Annotated in this window: 12 protein-coding genes; 9 read left to right on the top strand and 3 right to left on the bottom strand. The window is 59.1% G+C overall.

Annotated features, from left to right (window positions below):
• Nucleotides 1-172: 172 nt before the first annotated feature.
• Entirely contained in the window at nucleotides 173-1,468 is a 1,296-nt protein-coding gene (locus tag H585_RS0110900; RefSeq protein WP_027367834.1) for an outer membrane homotrimeric porin, read from the bottom strand.
• 304 nt (nucleotides 1,469-1,772) lie between these two features.
• Nucleotides 1,773-3,068: an outer membrane homotrimeric porin gene (locus tag H585_RS0110895; RefSeq protein ID WP_027367833.1), complete on the bottom strand. Its 1,296-nt coding sequence runs from the start codon at nucleotides 3,066-3,068 to the stop codon at nucleotides 1,773-1,775.
• A 284-nt stretch (nucleotides 3,069-3,352) separates the two neighbouring features.
• On the opposite strand from H585_RS0110895, the gene uvrC reads away from it, so the two are divergent.
• From uvrC to H585_RS0110855, 7 genes are all read left to right on the top strand, one after another.
• A complete protein-coding gene (gene uvrC, locus H585_RS0110890) occupies nucleotides 3,353-5,167 on the top strand; it encodes an excinuclease ABC subunit UvrC (RefSeq protein WP_027367832.1) in 1,815 nt (604 codons plus the stop codon).
• Nucleotides 5,168-5,772: 605 nt separating this feature from the next.
• A complete protein-coding gene (locus tag H585_RS0110880; protein ID WP_005983451.1) occupies nucleotides 5,773-7,380 on the top strand; it encodes an MBL fold metallo-hydrolase RNA specificity domain-containing protein in 1,608 nt (535 codons plus the stop codon).
• Nucleotides 7,381-7,953, top strand: coding sequence for a 16S rRNA (guanine(966)-N(2))-methyltransferase RsmD (gene rsmD, locus H585_RS0110875; RefSeq protein WP_027367831.1), 573 nt, complete (start codon nucleotides 7,381-7,383; stop codon nucleotides 7,951-7,953). It abuts the gene before it with no gap.
• Nucleotides 7,929-8,477 carry a pantetheine-phosphate adenylyltransferase gene (coaD, locus tag H585_RS0110870; RefSeq protein ID WP_014261074.1) on the top strand — a complete coding sequence of 183 codons (549 nt, stop codon included), beginning with the start codon at nucleotides 7,929-7,931 and terminating at the stop codon, nucleotides 8,475-8,477. The genes rsmD and coaD overlap by 25 nt, the downstream gene beginning before the upstream one ends.
• A gap of 164 nt (nucleotides 8,478-8,641) precedes the next feature.
• Nucleotides 8,642-9,436, top strand: coding sequence for a hypothetical protein (locus tag H585_RS0110865; protein WP_027367830.1), 795 nt, complete (start codon nucleotides 8,642-8,644; stop codon nucleotides 9,434-9,436).
• Nucleotides 9,437-9,458: 22 nt separating this feature from the next.
• On the top strand, nucleotides 9,459-9,956 hold the full coding sequence (locus H585_RS0110860; protein WP_027367829.1) for a hypothetical protein: 498 nt from the start codon (nucleotides 9,459-9,461) through the stop codon (nucleotides 9,954-9,956).
• A gap of 62 nt (nucleotides 9,957-10,018) precedes the next feature.
• Entirely contained in the window at nucleotides 10,019-11,176 is a 1,158-nt protein-coding gene (locus tag H585_RS0110855) for an amidohydrolase family protein (protein ID WP_034627849.1), read from the top strand.
• A 171-nt stretch (nucleotides 11,177-11,347) separates the two neighbouring features.
• On the opposite strand, the gene H585_RS0110850 is transcribed toward H585_RS0110855, so the two are convergent.
• The gene (locus H585_RS0110850) at nucleotides 11,348-12,508 is read right to left on the bottom strand and encodes a tRNA nucleotidyltransferase/poly(A) polymerase-related protein (protein WP_027367827.1); all 1,161 of its coding nucleotides are present in this window, start codon (nucleotides 12,506-12,508) and stop codon (nucleotides 11,348-11,350) included.
• 70 nt (nucleotides 12,509-12,578) lie between these two features.
• Here H585_RS0110850 and H585_RS0110845 point away from each other — a divergent pair, with 70 nt between their 5' ends.
• Together H585_RS0110845 and H585_RS0110840 are read left to right on the top strand one after the other, a co-directional pair.
• On the top strand, nucleotides 12,579-13,484 hold the full coding sequence (locus tag H585_RS0110845) for a biotin--[acetyl-CoA-carboxylase] ligase (RefSeq protein ID WP_027367826.1): 906 nt from the start codon (nucleotides 12,579-12,581) through the stop codon (nucleotides 13,482-13,484).
• Between the two features lie 74 nt (nucleotides 13,485-13,558).
• On the top strand, nucleotides 13,559-17,281 hold the full coding sequence (locus tag H585_RS0110840) for a pyruvate carboxylase (protein WP_014261068.1): 3,723 nt from the start codon (nucleotides 13,559-13,561) through the stop codon (nucleotides 17,279-17,281).
• The last annotated feature ends 14 nt before the right edge of the window (nucleotides 17,282-17,295 follow it).

The following is a 17,295-nucleotide window of genomic DNA, read 5'->3' as shown; positions in this document are numbered from 1 at the left end:
ATTATGTCCTCAGGTTGCGCTACACCGCAAAGCGAGGTGTGGCGTGGCGCTTGGACGGCTAGAGCAACTGCTGGGCAGCATGTGGGTGAGCTTTCCTGTAAATTATGAAAAAGAGAAAGGCCGGAACCCGAAGGTTCCGGCCCGGCATGTCGGAAGGGCGGGGCAGTACAGCTTAGAAGTTGTACTGGAAGCCGAAAGCGGCCTTCATGAGCGGATCGGTGTCGCCGGTATCCAGGTCGTAGTCGGCGTAGGCCAACTCGACGATGGCGGCCAGGCTCTCGTAGATCTGGTAGCGGGTGTTGAAGTCCACTTCCCAGTAGCTGTCGTCGGCGGTGAGAGCCACAGGGGCGACGCCAGCGTTATCAGCAACACCATCGCCATCGGCATCACCCGAGGAGTCGGCCGTGCCTTGGGCGTACAGGGCGATCACGTCATGCGATAGCTTCTCAATGAAGGTGATCTGGCGAGCGGCTACGCCGGCCAGCCAGAAGCCGGGGGTGGCGGCGGAGATGTCCGTGGTGAACGCGGAGCCCCAGATGAGCGTTCCGCCGATGCCCCAGTCAGACTGGATGATGGGCATGGCGCCGTCGCCGTCGTCGTTCTGGGAGCTGTAGGCGCCGAAGCCCTGCAGCACGGCGAAGTCCAGGCCCTTGAATTCGACCATGGCGTCAGCCAACCAGCCGCTGGTGCCGTCGTCGAGGCCGCCAAAACCGTCGTCGGCGGAGCCGTAGACGAAGTCAGCGTAGATCACGATGGGATCGAGCATGTCCATGTTGAAGCCAGCGCCAGCCCACCAGACATTGGCGGTCTCGTCATCAGAATTCAGACCGGAATTCTGGCCGATGATGCCATAGGAGAACCAGGGCGCGATGGTCATGCCGTCCAGGGACAAGGGCACGGCGGCCAAGAATGCGTCGGCGTCGTTGCCGGAGGTCGGGGCGGCAACCTCGGCCAGGCGGGCATAGGCAACGGTCAGGCCGATCATGTCGGTGATGGGTGTGGACACGGCAATGGCCGAGCCGTCATCGCCACCCAGGACCATGTTGCTGAACGCGCCGGAGCTGGGGAAGGTGATGTCCTGCTCGCCGGCGCTGATCAGCACGTCGCTGTCGGGCCAACGGAACTGGATGAAGGCGCGCTTGACGAGGAGGGCGCTACCGGCGGCGGAAGAGGTCGCGCCGTACGCGGCAGCTCCCTGGCCCCAAGTCACGTTGCCGTACTGGGTGTACAGCTCGGCCATGACGTTCTCGTTGTACGCGAAGCGGAGCTGCGTGCGGGCGCGGTGCTGAACCGTGAAGGTGTCAGCGCCGGTGCTGGAGGTATCGTCGTCGAAGTCGCCGAAGTTCTGCAGCACGTTGCCGTGCACGCGCCAGGCGCCGGCGGCCTTGACGGCCAGCTCGGCGGACGCGGTGGCGGCCAGGCCCATGATCAGGGCGGCGGCGGCCACGAGGGTCACGAAGCGTTTCATGGTGTCTTCCTTTATTTGCGATTTTTGACAAATGCTAAAGGCAAACCCATCCGACAATGCCAATGTAACGATATAAAGATGTTTTCTAGACTTCTTCAAGCCTGTTGACAATAGGAAAATACAAATATTTGGCGCTGAGTATAATTTTTTATACCAAATAGATCTTTCGTATTCTCATACGGGGTACTGGGCGATGTGCCGTCAGTGAGGCAATGCCGATGCGCAAGGCAAAAGAGTGTTTTGTCACAAAAAAGGCCGGAACCCGAAGGTTTCCGGCCAAGCGTGTCGGGTAAGGCTTTCAGGCTTAGAACTTGTACAGGAAGCCGAAGGCAGCCTTCATGAGCGGATCGGTGTCGCCGGCATCCAGGTCGTAGTCGGCGTAGGTCAGCTCGACGATGGCGGCCAGGCTCTCGTAGATCTGGTAGCGGGTGTTGAAGTCCACTTCCCAGTAGCTGTCATCGGCGGTCAGCGGGGCAGCGCCAATGAAGCCAGCGTTGTCGGCAACGCCATCGCCGTCGGCATCACCCGAGGAGTCGGCCGTGCCCTTGGCGTACAGGGCGATCACGTCGTGGGACAGCTTCTCGACGAAGGTGATCTGGCGGGCAGCGGCGCCGATGAGCCAGAAGCCGGGAGTGGCGGGGCCGAGGTCCGTGGTGAAGGAAGAGCCGTTGATCAGCGTGCCGCCGACAGTGAAGTCGGAGTCGATGTAAGGCATGGCGCCGTCGCCGTCGTCATTGTTGGAGCTGTAGGCGCCGAAGCCCTGCAGTACGGCGAAGTCCAGGCCCTTGAACTCGACCATGGCGTCGATCAACCAGCCGTCGGAGTCGCTGCCGTTCACGTAGCCTTCGTCGGCGGAGCCGTACATGAAGTCGGCGTAGATCACGATGGGATCAAGCATGTCCATGTTGAAGCCAACGCCAGCCCACCAGACATTGGCGTTATCGGTGTCGGTGTTGAAGCCGGAGTTCTCGCCGGCCATGGCGTAGGAGAACCAGGGCGCGAGCTTCATGCCGTCCAGGGTCACGGGCACGGCGGCCAGGAAGGCGTCGAAGTCGTTGCCCGAGGTCGGGGTGGCAACCTCGGCCAGGCGGGTGTAGGCCACGGTCAGGCCGAGCATGTCGGTGATGGGCGTGGACACGGCAATGGCCGAGCCGTCATCGCCGCCCTGGACCATGTTGCTGAACGCGCCGGAGCTGGGGAAGGTCACGTCCTGCTCACCGGCGGTGATCAGCACGTCGGTGTCGGGCCAGCGGAACTGGATGAAGGCGCGCTTGATGTTGAGGGAGCTACCAGCGGCGGAAGAGGTCGCGCCGTACGCGGCAGCGCCCTGGCCCCAAGTCACGTTGCCGTACTGGGTGTACAGCTCGGCCATGACGTTCTCGTTGTACACGAAGCGGAGCTGCGTGCGAGCGCGGTGCTGGACCGTGAAGGTGTCAGCGCCGGTGCTGGAGGTATCGTCGTCGAAGTCGCCGAAGTTGCTCAGCACGTTGCCGTGCACGCGCCAGGCGCCGGCGGCCTTGACGGCCAGCTCGGCGGACGCGGTGGCGGCCAGGCCCATGATCAGGGCGGCGGCGGCCACAAGGGTCACGATGCGTTTCATGGTGTCTTCCTTCTTTCTGTTGCGTTATTGGCAAAAACAGAGGCAACCCATTCCGACACGCATATCCTAAAGGATACGGGAGTGTTCTAGCGCTTTAAAAAAGAGCTGGCAACGGGAAAGTTCACCTTTTTGGCGCTGGGTATAATTTTTTTTACCGTACAATAAATTGAACCACTCGGACAGGGATTCCCTTTTGCTCCGCAAGGATTATAGCAACAACAACGCACTCCCGACCGCCATGCGGCCGGACATTTATTAAGCCGAAGCGGGCCAAGACGAGTAACATGTTCACTTTCGAATCCAAGGCTTTCAGCCAAGAGCCCGGCGTCTATCTCATGAAGAACGCCCAGGGCCGCATCTTGTACGTTGGCAAGGCCAAGTGTCTGCGCAAGCGGCTTGCGTCTTATTTCCGGTCCAGCTCTGGGCTCACGCCCAAGACGCAGTCACTGGTGGCCAGGATCGAGCGCATCGACACGCTTATCACCGCCACGGAGAAAGAGGCTCTGCTGCTGGAGGAGAGCCTCATCAAGAAGCATCGGCCGCGCTACAATGTGCTTCTGCGCGACGACAAGCAGTATGTCCTGTTCCGCTTGGACAGGCACAAGGAATTCCCGCGCCTGGTCATGACCCGCAAAGTGACCAGGGACGGCTCGATTTATTACGGGCCGTTTACTTCGTCCGTGGCCGCGCGCGAGACCTGGAAGGTCATCAACAAGGTCTTTCCGCTGCGCAAGTGCGGCGACCATGTCTTCGCCAACCGCGTGCGCCCGTGCCTCAACTACCACATCGGCCGCTGTCTCGGTCCATGCGTGAATGAAGTGGACAAGGGAGAGTACCGTCGCCTGGTAATGCAGGTAGAGATGCTGCTGTCGGGCCGTTCAGGCGAACTGATGGCCAACCTCGAGGCTGAGATGCGCGCGGCGTCGGATAACTTGGACTTCGAGCGCGCGGCCGTGCTGCGCGATCAGGCCGCCGCGGTGCGGCGCACCGTGGAGCGCCAGACCGTGGTTCTGCCCGAAGAACGCGACATGGACGTCATGGCCCTGGCTCCGACGGGCAGCGGCCTTTCGCTGGGGCTGCTGTTCATCCGGCAGGGGCGGCTCCTGGGCCACAAGTCCTTCTTTTTCTCAGGCATGGAACTAGAGGATGGGCCGGAGGTGGTAGCCAGCTTCCTGGCTCAATACTATACGCCGGCGCGCTTTATCCCTTCGCGAATCGTCATGCCCTTCCCGCCTTCGGAAGAGGAAGACGGCGTGGTGCAGCTCCTGGTGGAACGGCGGGGCGGGCTAGTGATCCTGGCCGAGCCGCGCAGCCTGGCCGAGAAGGAGCTCATAGACACGGCCAAGCGCAATGCACTGGAGTCCATCCGTTCGGCCGAGCGCCAGCCCATGACCGAGTTGCTTGGCCGCAAACTCGGGCTGGCTGTCGAGCCCCGGCGCATCGAGTGCGTGGATGTCTCGCACCTGGGAGGCGAAGGCATGCGCGTGGGGCAGATAGTCTATATGGACGGCGAGCCACTCAAAGACGCCTACCGCACCTATTCTCTGCCGGAGCTGGAAGGCACAGCCGACGACTATCTGGCTCTTGCTTCCTGGGCCAAGCGACGTGTGGAATCGGGAGAGCCTTGGCCCGATCTGGTGCTCATCGACGGCGGCCGGGGACAACTCGCGGCAGTGGAGCGCGCGCTGGGCGAAGCAGGGCAGCCGAATCTCTTCGAGCTGGCCTCCATTGCCAAGGCTGGCCGCCGGGCCGGCGAACTGGAGGACCTTATCTTCCGCCCCGGTCGCAAGAATCCTCTGCCGCTGAAGCCAGGTAGCCCGGAGCTGCTCTTTCTGCAGCGGCTGCGCGATGCGGCCCACAACTATGTCTTAGGGCGTCAACGCCAGGGGCGGCGCAGGCAGGTGCTCCAGAGCGAGCTGCTGTCCCTGCCGAGCATCGGCCCCAAGACCGCCCGCTTGCTTTGGGAGCGCTTCGATTCGGTGGATGCGATGCTCGCGGCCGCGCCGGACGAGATCAAATCCATACCCGGCCTGGGCGGCAAGCGCGCCGAGCGCATCCTCGCTTCGCTGAATGATTTGCGCAAGTCGCGAGCGAACTGATGCGATGCGGACTGCAAAGGAAAATGCCTCCGGCGATTGGGGGAAATCATTGCTGAGATCGCTCGTCCATTTCGCTAAGCGGCTACTTCGGCGGCTCGTAGAGCAGTAGCCTGACAGGCAAGAGGTGTCGCAGAGACAGCCAAAATGCCGGGGTCACCAAGGACCCCAGGAACTCGGTTCCGGGCCCGTAAGTGATCGCCATGTTGAATATGGCCATTGAGCCGCGCTTGGCATCTGCTTGACAAGCCCTCTGGAGGCTGTTCTATGGTTTGCTGGGCATTTCCATCAGTGAGAACTGCATGTTAATTGCAGTTTTAGTCTGGTTTGTATTTTTATCTGCATCCGCGTATTCAGGAAAGGCACGAAGCTGCATTCTGCTACATATTCCCGGCGTATGAGCTGTTTTCAGTCTGCGTAAATGATTATTGCTCTTCTAGAGCAGATCGCTTTTAAGACGCCCGCTCCGGCGTTGACGGCGCAAATGAATTGCGCCTACGCCTACGCGGCGGCAAGCCATGCCGAAGCATGCCTTGCAGAGCATTTTCAAAAGCAAAATGCTCTAAGTGCATACTCGCTTGTGAGTAACTTAAATCGTTGAGGGTCCCATGAAAATCAAGTTCTTAGGCGCGGCCAGGACCGTGACGGGCTCCTGCTATGTCCTTGAGGCCAACGGCAGGCGTTTTGCCGTGGACTGCGGCATGCATCAGGGCAATCGGGAGATCGACAAGCGCAACGAGGATATGCAGCCCTACGCCCCCGAGGACCTGGAGAGCATCCTAGTCACCCACGCACATATCGATCATTCGGGATTGCTGCCTCGCCTGGTCAAGACCGGCTTCAACGGTCCCGTATACGCCACTGTGCCCACGCGTGCCCTTCTGGATATCATGCTCCAGGACAGTGCACACATCCAGGAGATGGAAGCGGAATGGCGCAACTACAAGAACCTGCGTCGTGGCCAGCCAGCCGTCGAGCCATTGTACGACCAAGCCGACGCGCTCAAGGCCGTGGGGCTTATTCGACCCAAGGAGTACATGGACTGGTTCGAGCCGGTGCCTGGCGTACGGGCGCGCTTCTTGGACGCAGGGCATATTCTTGGCTCGGCGGTCATCGAGCTGTTCGTGCAGGAGGATGGCAAGGAGACCAAACTGGTCTTTTCCGGCGACCTGGGCCGACCGGATCAGCTGCTCATTCAGGACCCCTCCATTGTGGAGACCGCGGATTATTTGCTGATGGAATCCACCTACGGCAACCGCGACCACAAGGATCCGCAAAAGAGCCGCGAGGAGCTTGCCGAGGCCATCCGCTACAGTTATGCCAATGGCGAGAAGGTCATCATCCCGGCTTTTGCCGTGGAACGCAGCCAGGAGATCATTTATACTTTGTTCATCCTGGCCAAGGAAGGCAAGCTGCCAGCCGATATGCCCATCTATCTCGACAGTCCCTTGGCCATCAAGGCCACGGAGGTCTTCAAGCAGCATCCCGAGTACCTGGACAAAGAGACTAGGGAGCTGATCAATAACGGTGAGCACCCCCTGGAATTTCCCAATCTGCGTTTCACTCAGACGGCCCAGGAGTCCATGGCCCTCAACAATCTGCGCAAGCCGGCCATCATCATCTCGGCAAGCGGCATGGCCAATGCCGGGCGCATCAAGCACCACTTGCGCCACAATCTCTGGCGCAAGGGCGCTAGCATCGTCTTCACCGGTTTCCAGGCCATGGGCACGCCGGGACGCAAGATAGTGGACGGAGCCAAGAAGATCCTCATCCTGGGCGAGGAAGTAGCCGTCAATGCCAAGGTCTACACCATCGGCGGGTTCTCGGCCCATGCGGGGCAGAGCCAGATGCTCGACTGGCTGTCGAATTTCCGCAACAAGGCCATGAAGGTTTTCCTGGTGCACGGCGAGGCTAAGGCGCAAGAGACATTTGCTGAATTGATCCGTAGCCGCCTTGGCCTCGAAGTGCACATTCCCGATTACCTGGAGGATGTCACTCTTGAGCCCGGCCGTGCGCCTGCCATTGAAGTGGACGTGGCCAAGGCCCGCCCGAGCGTGGATTGGGATTATCTGCTGGGCACCACGCAAAAGCTTCTTGGAGATTTCCGCTCGCGCTTGGGCGAGGTCAAGTCCAAGCCTTGGATAGATCAAACCGAGTTGCGCGAGCGACTGCTGGAAGTCAACCAGTCGCTCATGAAGCTCAACTCCGAGATGTAGATGCGCATTCATAGCGGCGCGTTTCGCGGGCGGTCAATCAAGACCGTGGAAGGTCCAGGCTACAGGCCGGCCACGGCCAAGGTGCGCGAGGCGGCCTTTAACATGCTCTCTGCCAGAGGCTTGGAATTCGAAGGTTTGCGCGTGGCGGACTTTTTCGCCGGCAGCGGCAGCCTGGGTATTGAGACCTTGAGCCGTGGGGCGGAGTTCGCCTTGTTCGTGGAAATGAACCGTAAGGCCGCGGCCATGCTACGTGAGAACCTGCGTGGCTTGGGCGTGGAGCCTGCCCGTTATCGCGTCGAGGCAAGGGATCTGTTCACGGTTCTCAAGGCCCGGCCCGACGAAGCCTTCGGTCTCATTTTTATCGATCCTCCTTATGGCCAAAATTTACTGGAGCCAGCCTTGCAGCTTGCATTTAGCAAGGCTTGGGTTGCGCCCGGCGCACTCATCTTGGCCGAGGTTGAAGCTTCGCTGGATTTCAAGGACCTGGAAAGCCTGCCCGGGCTGGCCCTGGAAACGGACCGGTGTTACGGTCAGACGAGGATACTACTATGGCGAACTACAGATCCTGCGTAGCCGTCTATCCCGGCACGTTCGATCCCCTGCACAACGGGCATGTAAGCTTGGTGCGGCGGGGGCTGCAGATCTTCGAAACGATCATCTTCGCCGTGGCCAAGGACACGCACAAGATGCCTCTCTTCAGTTTGGAAGAGCGCGTGGCCATGGCCGAACAAGCCTTTCGGAATGAGCCCAGGCTCATGGTCGAACCCTTCTCCGGGCTGCTGGTTGATTATGTGGCCAAGCGCGGTGCAAACGTCATCCTGCGCGGGCTACGCGCTGTAAGCGACTTCGAGTTCGAGTTCCAGATGGCGCTTATGAACCGCAAGCTGAACAGGCAGGTTCAGACGGTCTTTCTCATGACCGATTACCAGTGGCTGTACAGCAGCTCCACAATTATCAAGGAAGCCGCCAAACACCATGGCAATATCAATGGCCTCGTGCCCCATGCCGTGCTCGACAAGCTGCGGGAGAAGTTTCCTTCCGAATCCGATGCTGGTCCTCTCGTGACGCGAGCCACGAATCGTCCTGTGATAGGTTGAGCCTACCAGGAGCGAAATCATACGCTTAGGGTTGATCACCTTGTGCGGATAAAAGCCTTGGTTGGGGATTGTATTGCGACAGATCGGTGCTCTGGTTGCCCGCCAATCAGGCAGATGGTATTAAAAAATCCAACCAAGTTTTTAGTGTGGAGAAGCTAGCGGTTATGGACAAAGGACCGAGAACATTGGTGGATGATCTAGCCGAGGAAACCTTGGCTGAAATGGCCGATACGTTTTTCGGTTCGCGCGTAGAGATCGAGCGAGTCTTGTCCAAGCTGGCCGAACTTGCCGGGGAGCTTCGGGAGCGCCTACCGCATCTTCGTCGTAGCGCCGCCGCCTTGCGTTATCTGCTTCTTGACAGAGCCACGACGGAGAGCTTCTATGATAACATCGGGGTTCTAGCCGAACCCTATCTGCAACTTGCCGAGCAGGATCCGGGCGAGTGGCGGCATGTTTTCAAACCTTCCTTTGCCTTGACCAGCAAGGGCAGGTGGACCAAGAGCGTGCTTGAGACATACGGGATTCTTCAGAGTGAGGTCGAAGTATACCTCCATGGCCGTTATGAGCCCGATTCCAAGGACCCGCGGCGCAAGCGGCTCACTGCGAATTATAACCAGGTGCGTGAATTGGCCGATGCATCGAACCGAAGCATCGAACAGGCCAACAAGGAAGGGCGCCCATCGGATGTAATGTGCTATATGCGTTCCCTGGACCCTCTGGAACAGGAGAAGGAGCGGTGCACCGGAGCCACCTTGGAAGGCTATTCCCAGCACCTGGACGAGTCCATGGCCATGGCCCCACTGGATTTCGACAGCCTTGGGCTTGTTACAGTCCAAGGTTTGCCGCGCCTCGACGTGGTGCGTGGACGGCTCGAGGCGTTTCTGGCTTCGGTCCACAGGGAGCACGCGAAAGAGATTCACGAACTCATGCGGCGATTGAGGACGCGCGGTAGCCACTGATCCGCGCTGACCTGGGAGGGCCATGTACAGAGAACTGCTCGTTGCTATCTTTACCGTAATTTGCTTCGGAACCCTTTTCGCGGGGATACCAAACGCCCAAGCTCAGGAAGTTTCTCCACAGCGGCCGGGATCTACGCCGCGCGCAGTCCCCGAAGCAGAAAAGGAAAGTAGTCCGCGCATTCCTGTCATTGTGGAGCATGCGGGCTCGGATCCCATAGGCATCCGGCTGGCCTTTGCCCTCAAGGAAACCTTTGGCAAGTCGACGCTCTTCCGACTTGCAGTGGGCGAGGAGAAGAAGATAACCCTGCGCATGGCCACCAAGGCCGAGTTCACGGATAGGCCGGGTTTGGCATCGGGGTGGGCTGTGATCTGGCTGTTCACGGAACAGAGTGATGTCCTCGGCTTTTACCTGGAGAGCGATCTTGGCTTCACTGGCCGCGAGGACCTGGGCGACGTAGCCGTGAGCGTGGCCTCCCGCACCGAAGAGATCGCCAAGCGGTTTTCCTACCTCTTCGAGTGACCGTGCGACGTGTTGCTTTTCCGCAAGAGCCATTCGCCCTCCGGGTGGGGTTCGCGTGGACCATGACTGTCGAGGACGGCGGCCCCCTGGAGGACGCCTTGATCCTGGGCGATCACGGCCAAGTCGAAGCGGTGGGTCCATGGCGCGAGTTACGGGGACGTATCCATAGCGAGGTGGCCGACTTTCGCGGAGTTGCATTGGCCCCAGGACTGGTCAATGCGCATTGTCACCTCGAATTATCGCACCTCGGCCATGGCCTGACCTTGGGCAAGGGTTTCCTGCCCTGGGTCCGCAGCCTTGTGCCCCATCTGCGCGAGCCACTCCGTCCTGAAGCCCTCCAGACGGCCTTGGGCCAGATGCTGGATTGCGGCACGGCTTTCGTGGCTGATATCACGGGCCGCAACTGCGAAGCTGTGGCTGCGGCGCTGGATTCCGCCGGACTTGGCTACTGGCAGTTCATGGAAGTATTCGGCTTTTCCAGCCAATCTCATGCCGGGCCTGCCGTGATTTGTGAGCGAACGCTGTCGGACGCGGCTCTCAGGCATGCAGCGACGGCAGGCCACGCACCGTATTCCACACATCCCGACTTCCTGCGGCAAGCCAAGCAATGGTCCAGAGTTCATGGCAGGCCTTTCAGCATTCACTTGGCCGAGCCCGAAGGCGAGGCTGAGTTGTTGAACTCGGGAGGCGGTGCTTTGGCCGAGTTCTATCGCCGGGCAGGCATCCTGCCGCACGATTTTCAGCCTCCAGTGCTTTCATCCGTGGTTTACGCCGATTCCCTGGGGTTGCTCGACTCCTCGACTTTGGCTGTGCACTGCGTGCACGTGGATGACGTGGACATCGGACTCCTCCATGAGAGGGCCGCGAATGTCTGTCTGTGTCCACGCAGCAACGCGCGCATGGCCGTGGGGCGTGCGCCGTGGGAAGCGCTGTTTGCCGCCGGGGTGAACATTTGTCTTGGCACCGATGGCCTGACTTCCAATGCCGATCTGGACTTATGGAACGAACTGCGTTTTTTCCGCGAGGGATTGCTCGATTCGCTTGATCTGGCTCAGGCTTTGGCCCTGGTCACGTACAACCCCGCCTGCGCCCTGGGTGTAGCAGAAGAGTACGGGAGCATCGCACCCGGCCGGCGGGCGGTTTTCAGCGTTCTTCCCGAGGATGTGGCGGCTTGGCCCGTAGGGAAGAGGAGGGCTCCTCGCCGGCGAGCATTGCATTAAGCACGGCTGTTTTCTGGTCGCGATGCCAAGGCTCTGAATGCTCCTTTAGAGCATTTTGCTTTTGAAAATGCTCTGCAAGCCATGCGTCGGCATGGCTTGCCGCCGCGTAGGCGTAGGCGCAATTCACTTGCGCCGTCAACGCCGAAGCGGGCGTCTTAAAAGCAATCTGCTTTAGGCAGGCTTGTCCACGGAGTGTTGTCTGCGTTCTGATTTGGCCAAAGCCAGGCAGCGCAACTCGCGCAGTCTTTGGCCTGAGCGCGGGCCACGATTGCGGTCCTCTGGCGGGAGGCGTACCTTGAGCATCGTCTGAAGATCATGGCGGGCCTGGGCCTCCATCTTGGCTGCATCGGCCAAAGGCGCGCTCTCGGGCTGGTCGGCGGCTATCAGGGCAAACATCTCTTCGAGCAGGCCGTGGTTATGCAATTGGCTGAGGATGTCCACGCGAGTGCCGGGTCTTAGAATGGAGTAGTGTGCGGCGGTCATATGCAGCGCCGCGGCGATGCGTCCAGCCCGTACGTACCGTTCCGGCAGGCCCAGACGGCGGGCCAAAGCTTCGGCTAGCGGCGCACCGAGTTTGTCGTGCTTGTGGTGCTTCGGCCAGCGCGACGGATCTGTGCCTGCCTTGCCCAGATCGTGGCAAAGGCCCATCCATACGGCCAGGGGCGAGCCGGCAAGTCTGTCCATAACCCGCTGCAGATGGGCTAATAGGCTGCCTGTATGATAGGGTGCTGGTCCGGCAGGTATGCGGTCGAATCCTTCGATTTCCGCAAACCACGGTGCAAGGGCTCCTGTCTGCGCGAGCAGCCCGACGAAGCGCGAAGGCTGGGGTGCGGCCATGGCTTTGAGGATTTCCTTACTGACGCGCTCGCGGGGCAGTTCCGCATAATCTGCTTTCTGCGCGGCCTCACGCATGGACTGGAGTAGTTCGCCTGAAGCCGTAAACTCTGGCAGTTCTGCGCTGAAGCGTGCTGCACGCAGCACCCGCACAGGGTCGGCGATCAGGGAGTCCGGCGAGGCGGGGCGAAGAATTCTGTAATGCAGGTCTTCCAAGGCCCGAGGATGTGCATATAATTGCCCCTGCTCATCCAAAGCCAGGGCATTGATGGTAAGGTCGCGGGCAGCCAAGTCCGCATCGATGTCTGGGCCACGTGGGAGCATATATTCCCGGCCTTCAAGCACAAATGAAGGCGTGGTTCTGCCGACCTCTTTGGCCATGGGGAAGCGCTGCCGGAATTCCTCGCGGCTCATGCCGAAAACGAGGATGTCCTCATCGCTACGCGGTCTGCCTAGCAGTAGGTCACGTACGGCGCCGCCTACAAGGAACAACTTCATGTCTTTTTGCTAACAGAACCGCTCGTGGTCCACCAGCACCGCGGCATGCCTGGCATTTGCGAGGAACTGCATGATTGAAAAAGGTATACATCTCTTGGCCGATGAACTGGAGCCCGGAGCTGCCGTCACGCCCGACGAACTTGCGCAAGCGCACCCGCTTTGGGGTTTAGATGTTCAAGGCTTGGCCCCTTGGGTGCGTCGCCGGCAATCATTTGGTGGAGAACACCTGGATTGTTGGACCAGTGAAGCCGTGGAGATTGCTTGGCCAGTACTGGTCAGCGGGCCATGCGGATCCTCCATGGACCTGGCTTGGCGTCTTGCCGCCCAGAACGCGCTCCCACCTTGGAGCTCCATTTTGGCCGTGAGCCAACAGTGCGGACGGGGCCAGACTCGCCGCCACTGGGATTCTCCCCCCGGAAATCTGTATGCCGCCTGGCTTTGGCCAAGGCTTCCCGAACAGTGGACACGGCTTGCATCTCTTCTGGCCGGTTATATTTTATGCAAGGCCTTGCAGGTGTACGTGCCTGATTTGCGCATGAAATGGCCCAACGATCTGCTGCATGGCGATGCCAAAGTTGGTGGAGTGTTAGTAGAGGAGCGCAAGGATTTGCTTTTGGTGGGTTTCGGACTCAACTTGAGTTCTGCGCCCGGCCCGCAGGACATGCGCGCTGGCGCGGTTGCACCGGCAGGCCACCTGAGCAGTCTGGGGCATGATTTCGGCATTTTGGGCCTATGGTTGAGACTGATCACGCCTGCCTACCGTGAACTTGAGAGAATACAGGCAGGCGAGCCCTGCCAATTCGTGCGATCCATGGAGGAGTTGTTGGCCTGGAGAGGCTCCAGGGTCAGAATCCGAGAAACAGGGGAGGGGGAGCGCCTGGGTACCCTTATCGGGCTGTCGGAGGATGGCGGTCTTCGGCTGGCCGAGGATGCAGGTGAACAAGTGCTTTACTCAGGCACTATTATTCCATTATAGGATTTGTTCGCCACAGCAGCCAGATACGTTATCTTTTCCTCTCCCGCCAAGCATATCACGAACGAAGGATTGATATGGCACCGAAGACCTTCGAGAAAGTCCTTTCCGAAATCAAGGGTAAGCCGGTCCTGGTGGCCAACCGGGGCATTCCAGCGCGCAGGATCGTGCGCACGCTCCGGGAGCAGTTTCAAGCCATTTCCGTTTTGACGGTGACCGATGTGGACAAGACGTCTCCCTCGGCTTCCGCAGCTCGCGAACTACTGCTTTTGGGCGAGGACCCTCGCTCATACCTCGATATCGATCTTATCATTCGCAAAGCCAAACGCCGTGGCATCGTAGCAATTCACCCCGGCTGGGGCTTTGCCGCAGAGGACGATACTTTCCCTCAGAAATGTGACGAAGCGGGAATTATCTTTATCGGACCCACGTCCGAGGCAATGCGCAAGCTCGGCAACAAGGTCGAGGTGCGTAAGCTTGCCAAGGAGATCGGCGTGCCCGTGGTGCCGGGCTCCGAGAATTCGGTGAGCATCCCCGAGGCGAGGCGGCTTGCCAAGGAGATGGGTTATCCCATCATGCTCAAGGCTGAAGGCGGCGGCGGCGGACGTGGTATTTCCGAGATTTATACCGACGAGCAACTGGAGAGCGCTTTCCATAAGGCCTCGGCACTGGCTCAGGCATCTTTCGGCAACCCACGCCTTTATGTGGAGAAGCTGCTCACCAATATCCGCCATATCGAAATTCAGGTCATCGCTGACAAGTACGGTAATGTTTTCGCTTTTGACGAGCGCGACTGCACGGTTCAGCGCAAGCACCAAAAGCTCATCGAAGTCACACCCTCGCCCTGGCCAGGCATGACCGACGAGTTGCGGACGCAACTCAAGCAGTACGCCACCGATCTGGTGAGCGCTGTAAAATATCATTCCCTGTGCACCGTGGAATTTCTTGTGGATGGTCAGGGCACGCCGTACCTCATCGAAGTCAATACGCGCCTGCAGGTGGAACACGGTATCACCGAAATGCGCTATGGCATCGATTTGGTGGAGGAACAGATCGCTGTTGCCCTGGGCTCCAAGCTGCGCTTCACCGAGGATAACACGAAGCCCAGCGTGAAGGCCATGCAGTGCCGCATTAACAGCGAAGACCCGCGCAACAATTTCCAGCCGAATGCCGGCGTCATCACCCGTTATGTATCGCCTGGTGGCCAGGGCATCCGCCTTGATTCCTGCGTATCCGTTGGCTACGATTTCCCTTCGCAGTATGATTCGGCCGCAGCGTTGCTCATCTCCTTTGGACACGAGTGGCCCAAAGTCTACAAGATCATGGAGCGCGCTTTGCGCGAATACATGGTCGGCGGCGTAAAGACGACCATTCCTTTCCATTTACAGGTATTGCAGCACCCCAAGTTTCAGAACGTCGAGTATGACACCAAATTCATCGACTGCACGCCTGAACTCTTATGCTATACGGACGAGGAGTCCGAGGAGATCCGACTCTCGCAGTTCGTAGCCGAGATTTCGGCCAAGGGTTACAACCCCTACGTATCGCTAGGTAAGTACCGCGGCCAAGGTGACATGCGCACAGGCCGTTTCAACCCGGTACTGCCCAAGTCGGATAAGGATGCTTGGACGTCACCCTACCCACGTGGCGACGCCAAGGCCATCCTGGACTATGTGCGCGACACTCGCTCCGATGGCGTGATGCACTTCACGGATACCACCACCCGCGACATCACCCAGTCCAACAGCGGCAACCGCTTCCGCCTTGCCGAGGACCGTATTGTTGGACCTTACCTGGACAAGTGCGGCTTTTTCTCGCTGGAAAACGGCGGCGGCGCACACTTCCACGTGGCCATGCTGGCCAACATGACCTACCCGTTCACCGAGGCGGCTGACTGGAATGTCTTCGCGCCCAAGACCCTCAAGCAGGTTCTCATCCGTTCCACCAATGTGCTCGGCTACAAGCCCCAACCACGCAATCTCATGCGCAAGACGGGCGAGATGATCTGCGAGCATTACGACATTATCCGTTGCTTCGACTTCCTTAACCATGTGGAAAACATGCGGCCCTTCGCCGAAGTGGCCCTTGCCCACGAAAAGGACGGCAAGATATTCGAGCCGGCTATCTCTCTGTCCTGGTCTCCTGTGCGGCAACATCTGTTCACGGTGGAACATTACGTTGGCGTAGCCGACGAGATCGTGGATATGTGCGCCAAGGTCGCCGGGGTCTCAACCGATAACATCGCCAAACGCATCATCTTGGGCCTCAAGGATATGGCCGGCGTTTGCCCTCCGCGTTTCATGCGCGAGTTGGTGACGACCCTGCGCAAACGCTACCCCGAGCTCATCCTGCATTACCATCGCCACTACACGGATGGCCTGTTCGTTCCTGCCGTGGCTGCGGCCTGCGAGGCCGGAGCGCACATTACAGACGTGGCCATCGGAGCAACGGTGCGCTGGTACGGCCAAGGCGAAGTGCTGTCCACGGCCGCCTACTTGGAAGAGTTGGGCCTTTCCAATGTGCTCAACAAGGATATGATTCGGCAATCCGGGTTCGTGCTTAAACAAATCATGCCCTATTACGACCGCTACACGGCACCGTACTTCCGTGGCATTGACTATGACGTGGTAGAGCATGGCATGCCGGGCGGCGCTACATCCAGTTCGCAAGAAGGCGCCCTCAAGCAGGGCTACATCCAGTTGCTGCCATACATGCTCCAGTTCCTGGCTGGCACACGCAAGATAGTGCATTATCATGATGTGACGCCTGGCTCTCAGATCACCTGGAATGCTGCTTTCCTGGCTGTGACCGGAGCCTACAAGCGCGGTGGAGAGCGCGAGGTGCTCCATCTTCTGGAGGTCCTGGAGGATGTCGCATCTACACCGGAAGAAAAGTTGACCAAGGCGGTAAAAGAGGATCGGCTGCTTCTCTACCGCGACTCCAATGACGCTTTTCGTCAGCTTCTTTTGGGAAAATATGGCAAGTTGCCCTTGGGCTTCCCTCCCGAATGGGTTTATCAGAGCGCTTTTGGGCCTGAGTACAAGCGCGCGCTGACCGAGCGCACCGAGCAATCTCCCTTGGAAGCGCTGCCTGATATGGATATCAAGGCCGAGCACAAGGCCTTGCGTTTGCGTTTGCAGCGCCAGCCTACGGAAGAAGAATACGTCATGTATCTTAACCATCCCGGTGACGCGCTCAAGACCATTGAATTCCGTTCCAAATATGGAGATCCGAATAATCTGCCATTGGATGTCTGGTTCGAAGGGCTGGAGACTGGACAAGAGTTGGTTTTCGAGGACACACGAGGCAAACCGCACCTCATGCATATTCTGGATATATCTGCCGTTGACGACCGCGGCATGAGCGTGGTGCGTTACGTGCTCGACTCGGAGATTCTAAGTTCGCAGGTAAAGGTGGCTGAAGCCAAGGGTAAAGCTCTGGTGGGTGTTGAGTTGGCCGAAGCATCCAATATCTACCACGTAGCAGCCCCATGCAATGGCGATTTGTGGGTCATGCACGTGAGTCCAGGCGATTTCGTCAAGGCTGGGGAGGAGTTGTTCAATGTTTCTGTTATGAAGCAGGAAAAGGCGATCTTTGCGCCCGTAGATGGCATGGTAAAACGTGTGCTCAAAGATGCTGACTTCCAGCAGAGCAAGAAGATGGTGCCTGTCAAAGAAGGTGAACTGCTGGTGGAACTTGGACCAGTTCCGCGTTCTTGTCCCAATTGCAAGGAGCCTTTAACACGCGATGAATACAACTTCTGTCCATACTGCGGACAGGATATAGTGGCGAACGACTGAGGAACTCATTGACT

Origin of the sequence: Desulfocurvibacter africanus subsp. africanus DSM 2603, from assembly GCF_000422545.1 — a bacterium.
Classification (GTDB): Bacteria; Desulfobacterota; Desulfovibrionia; order Desulfovibrionales; family Desulfovibrionaceae; genus Desulfocurvibacter; species Desulfocurvibacter africanus.
The sequence above is the reverse complement of the archived record's forward strand: the minus strand, read 5'-3'. Positions and strand labels throughout refer to the sequence as shown.